A 14,832-nucleotide genomic window follows, 5' to 3' on the forward strand; every position below is an offset into this window, starting at 1 on the left:
TGGCTCCTTTCTTTTATTTTAATATGCGTTTGCAATTATTTTAATTATATCGTCCAGGCTTGTACCAACTTCAATTTCGTATGTACCGCTTCTAAGTTTTGTATCAAGTCCAAGTTCTACGGATCTGTTTAAAAATTCGTTGGTGTCGCTAATAAGATTTGAACTTTGAAGTATTTTAGCTATGCTTGAAGGAAAAGAGCCTTCAGGAATTTCAACTGTTGCTATAAGTCCGCTTGGGGCAGGGGTGTCAGGTGTGTCAGGTGTTTCACCTGCTGGTTTTTCAGGGCTTTCAGCATCATCAGGATCTTCTGGTGTTTGGGGGTTTTTTGAATTGTTATATTCTTCTTCTGCAATAATCTGAGGCAAATCAGAAATTGCGTTTTTTTCGATTCCTCTGTTAAATAAAATATCAAATCTCCATCCTAATATTAATGCCATTACAACAATTACTACTATTATTAAACCGTAGTCGGTAATATTATATATAAAGTCTCTTATTGCATTTATTATTGTTTTCATCAGTCACTCCTTGTTTATTATCAAGTAACTAACATTTTAACACAAAAATGGCTGATTTACAATAACCAAAAACATGTAATTATTTCTGGGTTTAAAAATTTCATGTTCGAAGAAGAAATAGAGCTAATGAATAATTTAAAATTGCTTGCTATAGTAGATGTTATTGGTATAATATATAGATACTTAAAAAATAACCAATTGGAGAAAATATGAAAGAAATATTAATAACTAAAAATGAAGAAGGACAAAGACTTGACAGATTTCTGAAAAAGTATCTCAATAAGGCAAACCAGTCATTTATATATAAAATGCTAAGAAAGAAAAACATTAAATTGAACAATTTGAAGGCAGAGCCTGAGGAGGTTCTTAAAAAAGATGACCTTGTCCAGCTTTATTTGTCCGATGAAACAATTGACAAATTCAGGGAGAAAAAAAGTTTGATTGAAACTGACATACATTTCGTTCCTGTTTATGAGGACGATAATATTCTTGTTGTAAATAAACCCATAGGATTAAGCTCTCAGCCTGATGAAACAAGTGATGTCAATCTGGTTGATGAAATTAAAATGTATCTTGATGCAAAGGAAGAAAACATAAGCTTTACATTCAAGCCGGCAGTGTGCAACAGGCTTGACAAGAATACATCAGGACTTGTGATTGCAGCTAAAAACTATGATGCTTTAAAACAGACAAACAAGGCAATAAGGGAAAGAGCAATTAAAAAATATTACAAGGCCAAGGTTCACGGCATCATGAAACAGGATATTGAGCTAAAGGATTACCTCATAAAGGATGAATCAAGAAACATGGTAAGAATAGTGAAAGAACAAAAGGAAAATGCCAAATTGGTAATTACAAATGCTCATCCTTTAAAAACTGAAGGAAATTTCACATGGCTTGAAATAGAAATTGAAACCGGAAGAGCGCATCAGATAAGAGCGCATTTGTCTTCCATAGGTCACCCTATAGTAGGAGACAAAAAATACGGAAGGAAAGACGATGAAAAACACCAGCTGCTTCATGCCTACAAGCTTATTCTGGATGGATATGAAGGTGAGCTTGAATATCTGAACAAAATGGAAATAATTTCAGATGTGGACGAAAGGAAAATTTTGAAGCAATAAGGAGGATTCATGAAAATAATACTTGCAGGAGAAAAAAATCAAACAGTGGAAATAGGTGAGGATGAATCACTTTTTGATCTTCTTAAAAGAATCCATAAGGATGATTACACAAAGTATCTTGGAATAAAAGTAAACAACAAGCTACAGGATCTTCAGGGGGCAAAATTTAAAGAAAACGATAAAATTGAGTTCATTGATATAAGCGATAAAGATGGCAACAGAATTTATGTCAGAACGTTAACCATGATTTACATAAAATCGTGCAAGGACATTTTTGACCAAATAGACGTATGCATTGTAAATTCTCTAAGCAAGGGTCTTTATACGGAACTTAAGAATAAACATCTGGTAGACAACAAACTGCTTGAAGAAATAAGAACGAGAATGCAAGAAATCATAGATCAAAAAAGACCCATAAATACAAGACTCATGAAAGTTGAAAAAGCAATGGAGATTTTTAAAAAACAAAATCTGCAGGATAAAATTGAGCTTCTTACACAATGGGACAAGAAAGACATAAGAGTTTGCGAACTTGACGGATATTATGATACATTTTACGGATACATTGCTCCAAACACGGAATTTGTTAAAGAATTTGATTTGAGACTTTTTGCACCAGGTATCATTTTAAATTATCCCACAAAGGAAAGCAACTTTGAAATTCCTGAATATATTGTACAGGAGAAACTTTCCAAAGTTTTTAAAGAAGCTGAAGATTGGGGGAAGATAATGGATGTTGGATATGTGGGTTCTTTGAACAAAAAAATCATAAACAATACAATTGACGACATGATAAGAGTCAATGAAGCGCTCCATGAGAAAAAAATAGCCTACATTGCAGATGAAATTTCAAATGATACAAACATAAAAATAGTTTTAATAGCAGGTCCGTCATCCTCAGGGAAAACCACATTTGCACAGAGGCTTTCTATTCAGCTAAGAGTGAATGGCAAAAAAACTTATGCTCTTTCTTTAGACGATTATTTTGTTGACAGGGAACATACTCCCAAAGATGAAAACGGAGAATTTGATTTTGAAACAATTGATGCCCTGGATCTTGAACTTTTCAACCATCAGCTCTTAAGCCTTATGGCTTGTGAAGAAGTTCAAATCCCTACATTTAACTTCAAATCAGGAAAAAGGGAATACACAAAAGATCCTGTGAAGCTCACAAATGACCACATCATCATCATTGAAGGAATTCATGGTCTAAATGACAAGCTTACAAAAAACATTCCTCAAAAAAATAAGTTCAGAATATACATAAGTGCGCTTACGCAGCTTAATATTGATAATCACAACCGTATTTCAACTTCCGACCTGAGACTTGTAAGGCGAATTGTAAGAGACAACACACACAGAGGCAACAATGTCTACAAGACCATGGAACTTTGGGATAATGTTGTTAAAGGAACAGAAAAATACATTTTTCCTCATCAGGAAAATGCAGATGCCATATTTAACTCTGCCCTTGTTTATGAGCTCAGCGTCCTGAAAAAATAACGCAGAGCCTCTTGTTAAGGAAATAAAAAAAGACAGTATATTTTATTCTGAAAGGCAGAGGCTGTTGAAATTTTTCAGCTATTTCAAATCAATTGATGATGAAAGTGCAATTCCAAACACATCAATTTTAAGGGAATTCATCGGAGGAAGCTGCTTTTCTTAATTAAGAATTAAGAGTGAAGAATTATGAATTAATGTAAAGATTTGTGCAGAGCACAAATCTTTATTTAATTTAAAAAGCAAGTCGGCACAGCCGACTTGCTACCATAATTCTTAACTCTTAATTTTTCATTCTTAATTACCTAAAAGTCGTTCATGTCTATTTTGCCGCGTTTCATTCCAACTCCCAGAGCAAGCCCAATACTTACCATGTTCACCAGCATGAACGTTCCTCCGGAGCTTATGAACGGAAGCGGGATTCCAGTTACAGGCATTAGACCCATGGTCATTCCTATGTTTTCGAAGATGTGGAACAAAAGCATTGCTGTTATTCCGGTTACTATGAGGGAACCGAATAAGTTTGCAGCATGACGTGCAATTCTTATAAGTCGGTACAATAAAAGCGCATAAAGGAGCAAAAGCCCAAGTCCTCCTACTAGTCCCAGCTCTTCACCTATTACTGCAAATATGAAGTCTGTTTCCTTTGTTGGAAGATAACCAAGCTGATTTTGAACTCCTTTGTAAAGACCTCTTCCGTAAATCATGCCGGATCCAATGGCTGTCTTTGACTGAATTACCTGGTAACCTGTGTCTTCCGGGTCAAGCTCAGGATAAAAGAACGTAACTATTCTGTCTATTCTGTAATCTTCGTTGGGAGTATAGTCCTTCATTATGAAATAAAAGGAGATTAGCCCTATTACCAGCATTATAAGTGCCAGGATTATGACTGCAATAATATATTTTCTGTCTATGCCTGATACAAAAATCATTACTGCTATGAAAAATATGAAAACTAATGCTGTTCCAAGGTCAGGCTGCATAAGAATCAGGGCAACAGGAAAGAAAGCAAACACGAGCACCTTAATAAGCACAGCGGGTTCGTTGATGTTGTCCTTGTTAATGTCGATAAACTTTGCAACAGATATAATAACTCCAAACTTTGCAAGTTCAGATGGCTGGAAAACCACAGGACCTACTGCAATCCAGCTTCTAACATCACCCCATTCAGAGGCGCTTACAGGATTAATAAGTACGTATAGAAGAAGTATTACCGATACTCCGTAAATTGGAAGGTAAAAGCTTCCGTAAATATCAAAATCAATCATTACGAGAAAAAACATCACACCCAAACCAAGGGCAAAAGCGACTATTTGTGTTTTAAGGTATGGTTCGCTTCCCGAAGCTTTGCTCATGGTGGCGCTGTTAATTATTATAAATCCGTAAATACACAATGCAATTGTTGTAAAAAACAGTATAAAATCAAACCTTTTAAGTTTGTTATCCTTCTTGAACATATCTATCTCCGTTTGTGTTTTTTTAAATTATAACATACTTTGCAACAATGCAAAACATAATTTTATTCAAAAAGATTTACATAAATGCTGATTTGAAAGGGTAAAAAGTTCTTAACAACAGAACAAATGTATGCTATAATGAAAAACAATAGCATACTGGAAATGAACAATATAATTGCTTTATGAATAAATAATGAGGTATTCATATGATTATATTTGGAATAGATCCGGGCCTTGCCATTTCAGGCTACGGTATAGTAAATTATGCTGGAAACAAGTTTGAAATAATTGAATACGGTGCTGTTATAACATCAAGCTTCGATGAATATCCCAAAAGACTTAAAATAATCTATGACAGGTATATGGAGCTTTTTGAAATGTACAAGCCTGAGGCCGTTGCAGTAGAGGAATTGTTTTACAACAAAAATACAAAGACAGCCATGGCAATAGCACAATCAAGAGGAGTTCACCTCTTGGCTGCAGCTAACAAAAATATACCTCTTTATGAATACACACCGCTTCAGATAAAACAGGGCACTGTCGGATACGGAAGGGCTGAAAAAAAACAGGTGCAGGAAATGGTAAAACTGATTTTAAAGCTTAAACAGGTTCCAAAGCCTGATGATGCCGCCGACGGTCTGGCAGCGGCAATTTGCCATGCCAATTCCCTTAAATTTGCAGAAAATTTCAGAATATAAAATATTAGCTACTTACAAACTGATACTGGTTTACGGCTCGCTTCGGAGGATATTATGATAAGCTACATCAAAGGAGAAATTGCTAAAAAAGGTCTTGACTACATAATCATTGACAACAACAACATAGGATATTACATAAGCACATCCTTTTCCACCCTAAATAAACTTAAGGAAAAGGATCATGCCATGATACTCACATACATGCACGTAAGAGAAGACATAGTGGCTCTTTTCGGATTTTTGACTCAAGATGAAATGGATTTGTTCAAAAAGCTCATAACAGTTAACGGAATTGGTCCTAAGGCCGGGCTTGCGGTTCTTTCAACATATGAAACAAACACCATAAAGGAAATAATTTTAAAAGAAGATGCAAACAGAATGTCAAAGGTTCCGGGCATCGGCAAGAAGACTGCAAGTAAAATTATCCTTGAACTAAAGGACAAAGTTGGAACTCTGGAAAGCCTTCCTGCCGGAGAAAGTGTGATTGCTGGTACAGGCAGGGATACATCTGATATTTTAGATGCGCTTATTTCTTTGGGCTTTAACTCCTATGACGCAAAAAATGCACTTGATTCCATGGATATTGAAGGCAAGAGTGAAAACGACATAATCAAGGAAGCATTGAAAAATATTACTAGGCAGGTATTATGATGTTTGAAAGAGATAATGAAATAGTTGCAAGCACATTAAACATCGGGGATGAGGACCTGGAATTAAGCTTAAGACCCCAGAGACTTGTGCAGTACATAGGACAAAATAAAGTTAAGGAAGTACTGGGTATTTTTATTGAATCGGCAAAAATGAGAAATCAGCCTCTTGACCATGTGCTGCTTTCTGGACCTCCTGGACTTGGAAAAACAACGCTGGCCAATATAATATCCAATGAGATGGGCGTTAACATAAGAGTTACGTCAGGTCCTGCCATAGAAAGACCGGGAGATTTAGCTGCAATACTTACAAATTTAAATGAAAATGACGTCTTGTTCATCGATGAAATTCACAGACTCAACAAGACTGTTGAAGAAATAATGTATCCTGCACTGGAAGATTATGCTCTGGATATAATAATTGGAAAGGGTCCTTCTGCCAGATCCATACGTCTTGACCTTCCAAAGTTTACATTAATAGGAGCAACAACACGCTCAGGAATGTTGGCTTCTCCTCTTCGTGACCGCTTCGGCGTAATGTGTACTCTTGATTTTTACAATGCTGATGACCTTAAGGAAATAGTTCTTCGTTCAGCAGGAATAATAAATGTTGAAATAAATGAGAGCGGAGCAGAAGAAATAGCAAGGCGTTCAAGAGGAACTCCACGTATAGCCAACAGGCTTTTAAAACGCGTGAGAGATTATGCCATTGTTAAAAGCAACGGCAAAATAGATTTAAAGACTGCTGACAGCGCCCTTAAAATGCTTGAAATAGATGAAATGGGTCTGGATAAGCTTGACAGAAGAATACTTAACACAATAATCGAATATTACAGAGGCGGGCCAGTGGGGCTTGACACTCTTGCAGCTTCCATAGGTGAAGAAAAAGTTACAATTGAGGATGTTTATGAACCTTACCTCCTTCAGATTGGGTATTTGAACCGTACACCAAGAGGAAGAGTTGTTACGGAAATGGGATATAGGCACGTAAATAAAGTTAAAAAAAATATTGGACAGATGACAATTGATTTCGAGGGGTAGATTATGAAACTGTTAAAGAAAATTACTGCTGCAACATTAATGATGATATTTTTAATTGTTTTTACATGCTATGCACAAGAAGATTATTCAGTTAGGGTGAGAATAAGGTCACCAAGGCTTTACAACCAGCAGGCAAATCTTGCAGGCTACGATGATATTACAGTGTACGAGGAAGATGAAGAAATTTTTACGCTGGGTGACAATTTAAGCATATTGATAGATTCTTACTATGATGGAAACTATAACTTCCTTACTTCAGCAGAATCAGGTTCTGCTAAATTCGGGGCTTTTCACGCAAGATTAGACGGTACATACGATTCATATGATGAAGCTTTAGATGCAGCTGATGACTATGAAAATAACATAGACAATGATTTTTATCCATATTACGATGGAAGAGATTACTATGTTTATGCAGGAAACTTCAAGGACAAAAGCACTGCAGGTGCATTCATGGGAAAACTATCAGACATCGGCGTAGAAAGCGATGTTGTTTATCAAGATCTGGAAAATATTATTGTTTTCGATAATTACAGCAATATTGTTTTCATGTATGAAAAAGGACTTGACATTAGATTTTCTTCTATGAACAATGAAGAAGATACAAATATGATAAAAATTGACGGAAGACCATACAGAGGGGCCATGGGTTTTAATATTATCGAAGGGTCCAAGCTCATATCAATAAATTACGTTGATCTTGAAAGTTATTTGTATGGTGTTGTTCCCAATGAAATTGCAGCTTCATGGGGAATGGAGTCTTTGAAGGCTCAGGCTGTTGCTGCAAGAACTTACGCTGTTTATAACATAAGACCTAACTCATCATACGGCTATGACCTTGAGGACAATCAAAACAGCCAGGTTTACTGGGGATATTCCTATGAAAAGCCTTCTACAAACGAGGCGGTTGATAAAACTGAAGGAGAGATGATATATTACGACGATAAGCTCATTCAGGCGTTTTATCATTCAACAAGCGGGGGAAGCACTGAAAATTCGGAAAATGTGTGGACAGCAGCTCTACCATATGCAAGAGGGGTTGAAGATGAATATTCTGACAAATCTGGTTCACCGTACAATCAGTGGGTAAAAACTTACGCCAAAGAAGAAATAATAAAAAGATTAAATGCTGACGGCAACAGTGTAACGGATCTGTATGGCATAGAAATAAAAGAAGTTTCTGAAAATAACAGGGTAATGGAATGTATATTTTTAACTGATAATGGAGAAATTTCATACAAGAAGGAAAATGCAAGACTGCTTTTGGGACTTATGAGTTCATGGTTTACAATTGAAAACGGAAGCGTATTTTATTTTGCAGGCATAGACTCTATTGAAAAAGAAAGCACTGGTGACAATCAAGCAGTAGTGCCATCAAGAGGAATTCTGGATAACATTACGGAAGAGAAAGAAGAATCTTCCGGAACAAAAGCTCTTTCTTCAGGAAGTGTGCTTGGGAAATATGCTGTAACAAGCACAGGCAACAAAAAAATAGACAAACAAAAGCTTGCCTTCATAAGCTCTGAAGGAGTAAAAATAGTTGATACTAATTCAACACAGTACAGCTTTGACGGAAGAGGATGGGGTCACGGCATAGGAATGAGCCAGTATGGAGCAAAGGAAATGGCTGCGGAAGGCTTTACATATGATGAGATATTAAAACATTATTATACTGGAGTAACAATTAAATGATAGAAAACGAAAAAAATTTTAAAACAAGCGACTTTTATTACCACCTTCCTGAAGAACTCATAGCTCAGACTCCCATAAAGGAAAGGGACCATTCAAGACTTCTGGTTCTTGATAAAAAAACAGGAGCAGTGGAGCACAAACATTTTTACGATGTAATTGATTATATAAACAAAGGCGACTGCCTTGTAATAAACGAAACAAAGGTTCTTCCTGCAAGACTTTATGGAACAAGAAAGGACACCGGAGCAGTAATAGAACTTCTTCTTTTAAAAAGAATAGACGACAAGTGCTGGGAAACCCTGGTGAAGCCGGGAAAGAAGGCAAAAGAAGGAACAGAAATTGTTTTTAAGGAAAATCTTTTGACAGGAACAATAACGGAAGTTCACGAAGACGGAAACAGAATCATTAAATTCCAATATGAAGGAATTTTTGAAGAAATACTCGACCAGCTTGGAGAAATGCCTCTTCCTCCTTACATACATGAAAAGCTTGAGGACAAAAACAGATACCAGACAATTTATGCCAAGAATCCCGGTTCTGCTGCTGCACCAACTGCAGGACTTCACTTCAACGATGAACTGTTAAAGAAAGTCGAAGAGAAGGGAATAAAAATTGCAAGGCTCACTCTTCATGTGGGGCTTGGAACTTTCAGACCCGTAAAGGCAGAATTTATTTCAGAACATAAAATGCATTCTGAATATTACGAGCTTACACAGACAGAAGCAGACAAAATAAATTCTGCAAAAATCGGTGGTTTTAAAGTTTTTTCAGTGGGAACAACAAGCACCAGGACTCTTGAGACCATAGGTGATGAAAATGGACTTGTGAAAGCACAAAGCGGGTGGACTGACATATTCATATTCCCGGGATACGAGTATAAAGTGGTGGATTGTCTGATTACAAATTTCCATCTCCCTGAATCAACACTGGTGATGCTTGTAAGCGCACTGGCAGGAAAAGAAAATATCATGAATGCGTACAATGAAGCAGTAAAAGAAAAATACAGGTTTTTCAGCTTCGGAGATGCAATGCTTATAAAATAAAAAAGTGGGTGAATTATGTTTAGTTTTGAACTGATAAAACAATCAAAAGAATGCAAGGCAAGGCTTGGGAAAATTCATACAAATCACGGTGATATTGAAACACCCATATTCATGCCTGTAGGAACAAAAGCAACAGTAAAGGCCATGACTCCAGAAGAAATGAAGGAGTTGGAGGCACAGATAATTCTCGGAAACACATACCATCTGTACCTCAGGCCGGGGCATGAGCTTATAAAGGAAGCCGGAGGGCTTCATAAATTCATGAACTGGGATAGGCCAATACTTACTGACAGCGGCGGATTTCAGGTGTTCAGCCTTGGAAATTTAAGAAAAATAAAGGAAGAAGGAGTTGAGTTCCGTTCTCATGTGGACGGATCAAAACATTTTTTAAGTCCTGAAAAATCAATGGAAATTCAAAATTGTCTTGGCTCTGACATCATGATGGCATTTGATGAATGCATACCATATCCTGCATCACGGGAATATGTGGAGCAGTCCATCAAAAGAACAACAAGATGGGCCAAAAGATGTAAGGAGTTCCATGAAAACACAGAAAATCAGGCACTTTTTGGAATAGTGCAGGGTGGAATGTACGAGGATTTGAGAAGAGAAAGCGCAAAGCAAATAACAGACATTGATTTCCCCGGATATGCCATTGGCGGATTAAGCGTCGGTGAACCAAGGGAATTGATGTGTGAGGTAATGGATTACACCGTTGATCTGCTTCCAAAGGACAAACCAAGATATCTCATGGGAGTGGGAAGTCCTGATTACCTTTTTGAAGCAGTTGAAAGAGGTATAGACATGGCAGACTGTGTTCTTCCAACAAGAATGGCAAGACATGGAGCGTTTTTCACAAGCAGGGGACAGCTCACAATTAAAAACGCCAAGTACAAAAGAGATTTTGGTCCAATAGATGAAAACTGCGGCTGCTACACATGCAGAAATTATTCAAGAGCATATATAAGGCACTTGTTCAATGAAAATGAAATTCTTGGAGCAAGGCTTGCCTCAATTCACAATTTATTTTTCTTGATTAATTTGATGAAAAGTATTAGAATTAGTATAAAGGAAGATAATTTCATGAACTTCAAAAAAGAATTTTATGACAATTATGGATATTAATTAACCTAGGAGGAAATATGCCACAAGAATACAGCGGAATTTTAATGATGGTCATTTTATTTGCAGTAATGTATTTCATGATGATCAGACCACAGAAAAAGAAAGATAAAGAAATAAAGTCTATGAGAGACAATTTGTCAATAGGAGACGAAGTTATAACTATCGGTGGAATCCATGGCAAAGTTGTTAAAGTAAATGATGAAATAATCACACTTGAAATGGCACATGCAAAACAAAGAGTTGAATTTTCCAAATGGGCTATAGGAAGCGTAGCTAAAAAAGGCAAAGAAAAAGCTGAAATAAAAGATGCTGTTGAAGAAACAGAAGAACCTAAAAACGAAGAAGAATAATAATTTAAAAGCCGCTAAAAGCGGCTTTTGTTATGTCTATTTTTATTTTGTTATTTTCTTTATCAACACAATTATTTCGTGTGAAAGAAGCGGGATCATTGCTATTAAAATGAGGTTGAACCATTCTCTCAAAGAAAGTCTCACTGTTTCAAACACAACTGTCAGGAATGGAACTTCCGTAACAATTATCTGAAGAAGAAGTCCTACAGCAAATGCACCTATCATTGCTTTGTTTTCAAGGTGGTTCATTTTAAACAGCGATTTGTTGTAGTTTCTCATACCAATAGCATGAAATAGCTGAGAAACTCCTAAAGTTGTAAATGCATATGTCTGAGCATGCATTAAAATATCAGGATCCTGAAGCATTAGCTTAATTCCTTCAAGAGTCACACTTTGGCCTGCAGCAGTCAAGTGTTGAACAGGTGACCAAATGAATGCTCCAAGGGTCAATGCTGCAATCATGAATCCGTTGTAAACGGTAAATACTAAACCACCGTTGGCAAAGAGACTTTCCTTAGGGTCACGTGGCTTTGCATCCATTATGTCACTGTCTTTAGGGTCAACACCAAGAGCAAGACCCGGAAGGGAATCTGTAATAAGGTTGATCCACAGTATGTGTATTGATTGAAGAGGTGAAGCAAGACCTGCTGCAATTGCAGTGAACATGGAAATTACTTCTCCGAAGTTTGATGAAAGAAGGAAAAGAACAGTCTTTTTAATGTTCTGATAAATTCCTCTTCCTTCTGCTACAGCTTTTTCAATTGTTGAGAAATTGTCATCTGTAAGAACCATGTCGGCTGCACCCTTTGCAACGTCTGTTCCCGTTATTCCCATTGCAACTCCAATGTCAGCAGCTTTAAGTGAAGGTGCGTCGTTTACTCCGTCACCTGTCATTGATACTATGCTTCCGTGAGATTTGAATGCTTTAACAATCATAACTTTGTGCTCAGGAGAAACACGTGCAAAGACTCTTAGGTTGTTAACAATTTTATTGAGTTCTTCCTGGGACATTTCATTTAATTCGTTTCCTGTGATGCACTGAGACTCAGAATCTGCAATTCCAAGCTCCTTTGCGATTGCAAGAGCTGTATCCTTGTGGTCTCCGGTTATCATAATTGTCTTGATGCCTGCATTTTTAAATTCAAGAACAGAATTTTTGGCTTCCGGACGAGGGGGGTCAATCATACCTACAAGACCTACAAATGTAAGATCTTCTTCGCTGGCAGAATCATCATTTTCCTTGATTCCAAGAGCAAGGACCCTCAGTGCCTGTTTTGCCATTTCACCGGCAGCCGTTGTAATTTCATTTATGTGATTTTCAGTAATCTTTGTTGTTTCACCATTTATAAGAATCCTGCTGCATCTTTTAAGGAGAATGTCCATTGCTCCTTTTGTATAGCTCATCACATTGTTGTCTTTGTCCTTGTGGACTGTTGTCATAAGCTTTCTAGCGGAATCAAATGACAATTCGTTTATACGCGGCATTTGTCCTTCAAGACCTTCCCTTGTTACATTCATCAAACTTCCCATATCCAGAAGTGCAAGTTCAGTAGGATCTCCTATACGGCTGTTATTTGCTGTGGAAGCGTCGTTGCAAAGTATGAAGCCGTTGTTGAACACCTTGTTGTCATCATAAGAGAGTTCTTTTACATCTTTGGAAACACCATCAAAATATACTTTTAGAACAGTCATTTTGTTTTGAGTGAGCGTTCCTGTTTTGTCTGAACACACTATGCTTACTGCTCCTAATGTTTCAACTGCAGGAAGCTTTCTTACAATTGTGTTTACTCTGACCATTCTTGTTACACCAAGTGCCAGGACTATTGTCACCACGGCTGTAAGTCCTTCAGGTATTGCTGCTACGGCAAGTGAAATGGCAGTAATGAGCATCTCGACCATGTCTCTTCCTTGCAAAACAGCTATTCCAAACATTGAAGCAACAATTACTATTGCAACAATTCCTAAAACTTTTCCAAGGTCATTGAGCCTTTTTTGAAGAGGAGTGAGTTCTTCTGTTGCTTCACTTATCATTGTGGCAATTTTACCAATTTCCGTATCCATTCCTGTGTAGACTACAATTCCTTCACCTCTTCCGTATGAAATGCTTGTAGAAGAAAATGCCATGTTTAGTTGGTCACCTATTCCTGTATCGCCTTCTGCAACATATTCTGCACTTTTGTCAACAGGAACTGATTCTCCGGTCAGTGCCGATTCTTCAATTTTTAAGTTAACGGTCTGGGTGAGCCTTAGGTCTGCAGGTATTATTCTTCCTGCCTCAAGAACAACAACGTCACCTTTTACAAGTTCACTTGCAGGAATTTCTACGATTTTTCCTCCTCGTTTAACCATTGCCGATGGACTTGAAAGATTTTTCAAAGCTTCTAATGCTGCTTCAGCTTTTGATTCCTGAACCATTCCTATAATTGCATTCAGCAAAACAACAATCAATATGATTATGGCATCTGTAACTTCATCAAGCATTATTGATATTGCAGCTGCAGCAAATAAAATATAAATCATTGTGTCCTGAAGCTGAGATAAGAACATTTGAAGTTTTGTTTTTGATTTTTTTTCAACCAATGTGTTCGGCCCGTCTTGCTCAAGCCTTTTTTTTGCTTCTTCCTGAGTGAGTCCGTTCTGCTCGGAAGAATTCAATTGTGAACATACGTCTTTTACTTTTTTTTGATAATACATAATTTACTCCTTGTTATGATATTTTATAGTATGCCAATCTTTACATAAAAAAAGACTTATAGCATATCTTTTTTTACGAAAGATATACTAAAAGTCTGGTTACCTATGTTGCAGTGCAGATTTTCAGCCAGAATATTTCTATCCATGATGTTGACTGAAAATTTAAAACTACTCCCTCTTAGTAAAATTAACTTTACCAAAAGTGCAAATTTTTGTCAAGATATTTTTGTATGTTCTTTTTTTATTGTACATGAATATTATTAAACAAGAACTTGTATCGGAGGTTGTTATGAATATTGGTAAACTGATTAAATATTCTCTGTACTTGCTTATAATGCTGCTGGCTGTTTTTTTAATCCTGACATTGTACATGTACTTTTTCTCTTCTTCCCCTTCAGCTGAATTTGCATACATAGCGGCAATACCTGTTTGCATATTTATTGTTTCTCTTTTGTTTTCAAGAAGTACAAGGGAGAAGGGACTTTTTTGCGGAATAGAAATATGGATTGTTTATTTTGCATTTGTTCTTCTTTTAAAAGTAATGTTTAAAATGACACAGGAAATAAGCATTGTACAGAACCTGATTTATCTTCCTGTCGCTATCCTAGGTGGAGTATTGGGTGTAAATATGAAGCACAGGGCAGTTCAAAAATAAGAAGATTATTCAAAATTTATAAAAAAATGCTTTTAAATAATCTCTAAAGATGCTATAATTTATAAAGCTAAAGGAGGTTTCAATATGGTACATATAAAAACATTAAACAACACAAAATTAACAGATAATATGAACGTTAAAGGATGCGGAGAATGCCAGACTTCATGTCAATCTGCATGTAAAACTTCTTGTACAGTAGGAAATCAAAAGTGCGAGAACAAATAATGGTAGTGGCTTAGCCACTACTTTTTATATGATAGGAACTTTTCTTTCCTATCATATAAAAA

Annotated in this window: 14 protein-coding genes; 11 read left to right on the plus strand and 3 right to left on the minus strand. The window is 36.6% G+C overall.

What is annotated here, in order from left to right:
• Positions 1-18: 18 nt before the first annotated feature.
• The gene (locus BN358_RS04075) at positions 19-519 is read right to left on the minus strand and encodes a hypothetical protein (RefSeq protein WP_019228028.1); all 501 of its coding nucleotides are present in this window, start codon (positions 517-519) and stop codon (positions 19-21) included.
• A gap of 209 nt (positions 520-728) precedes the next feature.
• Between BN358_RS04075 and BN358_RS04080 the strand changes: the two genes are divergently transcribed.
• Positions 729-1,643 (plus strand): RluA family pseudouridine synthase, encoded by a 915-nt coding sequence (locus tag BN358_RS04080; RefSeq protein WP_019228029.1) that lies wholly within the window; start codon positions 729-731, stop codon positions 1,641-1,643.
• A 9-nt stretch (positions 1,644-1,652) separates the two neighbouring features.
• On the plus strand, positions 1,653-3,146 hold the full coding sequence (locus tag BN358_RS04085; RefSeq protein ID WP_019228030.1) for a nucleoside kinase: 1,494 nt from the start codon (positions 1,653-1,655) through the stop codon (positions 3,144-3,146).
• A 302-nt stretch (positions 3,147-3,448) separates the two neighbouring features.
• Here the strand turns inward: BN358_RS04085 and rodA are convergent, their stop codons facing one another.
• Positions 3,449-4,600 carry a rod shape-determining protein RodA gene (gene rodA / locus BN358_RS04090; protein ID WP_019228032.1) on the minus strand — a complete coding sequence of 384 codons (1,152 nt, stop codon included), beginning with the start codon at positions 4,598-4,600 and terminating at the stop codon, positions 3,449-3,451.
• A gap of 206 nt (positions 4,601-4,806) precedes the next feature.
• Here rodA and ruvC point away from each other — a divergent pair, with 206 nt between their 5' ends.
• Genes ruvC through yajC form a run of 7 tightly spaced genes read left to right on the plus strand, consistent with a single transcriptional unit; the run spans position 4,807 to position 11,196 of the window.
• Entirely contained in the window at positions 4,807-5,298 is a 492-nt protein-coding gene (gene ruvC / locus BN358_RS04095) for a crossover junction endodeoxyribonuclease RuvC (protein ID WP_019228033.1), read from the plus strand.
• Between the two features lie 54 nt (positions 5,299-5,352).
• Entirely contained in the window at positions 5,353-5,949 is a 597-nt protein-coding gene (ruvA, locus tag BN358_RS04100) for a Holliday junction branch migration protein RuvA (protein WP_019228034.1), read from the plus strand.
• On the plus strand, positions 5,949-6,986 hold the full coding sequence (gene ruvB / locus BN358_RS04105; RefSeq protein WP_040581993.1) for a Holliday junction branch migration DNA helicase RuvB: 1,038 nt from the start codon (positions 5,949-5,951) through the stop codon (positions 6,984-6,986). Before ruvA ends, ruvB begins: the two co-directional genes overlap by 1 nt.
• Positions 6,987-6,989: 3 nt before the next feature.
• A complete protein-coding gene (locus tag BN358_RS04110; RefSeq protein WP_019228036.1) occupies positions 6,990-8,678 on the plus strand; it encodes a SpoIID/LytB domain-containing protein in 1,689 nt (562 codons plus the stop codon).
• Positions 8,675-9,721: a tRNA preQ1(34) S-adenosylmethionine ribosyltransferase-isomerase QueA gene (queA, locus tag BN358_RS04115; protein WP_019228037.1), complete on the plus strand. Its 1,047-nt coding sequence runs from the start codon at positions 8,675-8,677 to the stop codon at positions 9,719-9,721. Before BN358_RS04110 ends, queA begins: the two co-directional genes overlap by 4 nt.
• 15 nt (positions 9,722-9,736) lie before the next feature.
• Positions 9,737-10,846: a tRNA guanosine(34) transglycosylase Tgt gene (gene tgt / locus BN358_RS04120; protein ID WP_019228038.1), complete on the plus strand. Its 1,110-nt coding sequence runs from the start codon at positions 9,737-9,739 to the stop codon at positions 10,844-10,846.
• A 17-nt stretch (positions 10,847-10,863) separates the two neighbouring features.
• Entirely contained in the window at positions 10,864-11,196 is a 333-nt protein-coding gene (gene yajC / locus BN358_RS04125; protein ID WP_019228039.1) for a preprotein translocase subunit YajC, read from the plus strand.
• 42 nt (positions 11,197-11,238) lie between these two features.
• Here the strand turns inward: yajC and BN358_RS04130 are convergent, their stop codons facing one another.
• Positions 11,239-13,890: a cation-translocating P-type ATPase gene (locus BN358_RS04130; protein WP_019228040.1), complete on the minus strand. Its 2,652-nt coding sequence runs from the start codon at positions 13,888-13,890 to the stop codon at positions 11,239-11,241.
• Between the two features lie 289 nt (positions 13,891-14,179).
• On the opposite strand from BN358_RS04130, the gene BN358_RS04135 reads away from it, so the two are divergent.
• The gene (locus BN358_RS04135) at positions 14,180-14,545 is read left to right on the plus strand and encodes a TIGR04086 family membrane protein (RefSeq protein ID WP_019228041.1); all 366 of its coding nucleotides are present in this window, start codon (positions 14,180-14,182) and stop codon (positions 14,543-14,545) included.
• An 84-nt stretch (positions 14,546-14,629) separates the two neighbouring features.
• The gene (gene scfA / locus BN358_RS04140) at positions 14,630-14,770 is read left to right on the plus strand and encodes a six-cysteine ranthipeptide SCIFF (protein WP_019228042.1); all 141 of its coding nucleotides are present in this window, start codon (positions 14,630-14,632) and stop codon (positions 14,768-14,770) included.
• Positions 14,771-14,832: the final 62 nt, after the last annotated feature.

This window comes from Sedimentibacter sp. B4 (genome assembly GCF_000309315.1).
GTDB lineage: Bacteria > Bacillota > Clostridia > Tissierellales > Sedimentibacteraceae > Sedimentibacter > Sedimentibacter saalensis.

Bases quoted from the DNA above. Each gene is read 5' to 3' on its own strand.
- ruvC (WP_019228033.1), top strand. From the start codon at position 4,807: ATGATTATATTTGGAATAGATCCGGGCCTTGCCATTTCAGGCTACGGT.
- queA (WP_019228037.1), top strand. From the start codon at position 8,675: ATGATAGAAAACGAAAAAAATTTTAAAACAAGCGACTTTTATTACCAC.
- ruvB (WP_040581993.1), top strand. From the start codon at position 5,949: ATGTTTGAAAGAGATAATGAAATAGTTGCAAGCACATTAAACATCGGG.
- BN358_RS04135 (WP_019228041.1), top strand. From the start codon at position 14,180: ATGAATATTGGTAAACTGATTAAATATTCTCTGTACTTGCTTATAATG.
- BN358_RS04080 (WP_019228029.1), top strand. From the start codon at position 729: ATGAAAGAAATATTAATAACTAAAAATGAAGAAGGACAAAGACTTGAC.
- scfA (WP_019228042.1), top strand. From the start codon at position 14,630: ATGGTACATATAAAAACATTAAACAACACAAAATTAACAGATAATATG.
- BN358_RS04075 (WP_019228028.1), bottom strand. From the start codon at position 519: ATGAAAACAATAATAAATGCAATAAGAGACTTTATATATAATATTACC.
- tgt (WP_019228038.1), top strand. From the start codon at position 9,737: ATGTTTAGTTTTGAACTGATAAAACAATCAAAAGAATGCAAGGCAAGG.
- BN358_RS04085 (WP_019228030.1), top strand. From the start codon at position 1,653: ATGAAAATAATACTTGCAGGAGAAAAAAATCAAACAGTGGAAATAGGT.
- yajC (WP_019228039.1), top strand. From the start codon at position 10,864: ATGCCACAAGAATACAGCGGAATTTTAATGATGGTCATTTTATTTGCA.
- rodA (WP_019228032.1), bottom strand. From the start codon at position 4,600: ATGTTCAAGAAGGATAACAAACTTAAAAGGTTTGATTTTATACTGTTT.
- BN358_RS04130 (WP_019228040.1), bottom strand. From the start codon at position 13,890: ATGTATTATCAAAAAAAAGTAAAAGACGTATGTTCACAATTGAATTCT.
- BN358_RS04110 (WP_019228036.1), top strand. From the start codon at position 6,990: ATGAAACTGTTAAAGAAAATTACTGCTGCAACATTAATGATGATATTT.
- ruvA (WP_019228034.1), top strand. From the start codon at position 5,353: ATGATAAGCTACATCAAAGGAGAAATTGCTAAAAAAGGTCTTGACTAC.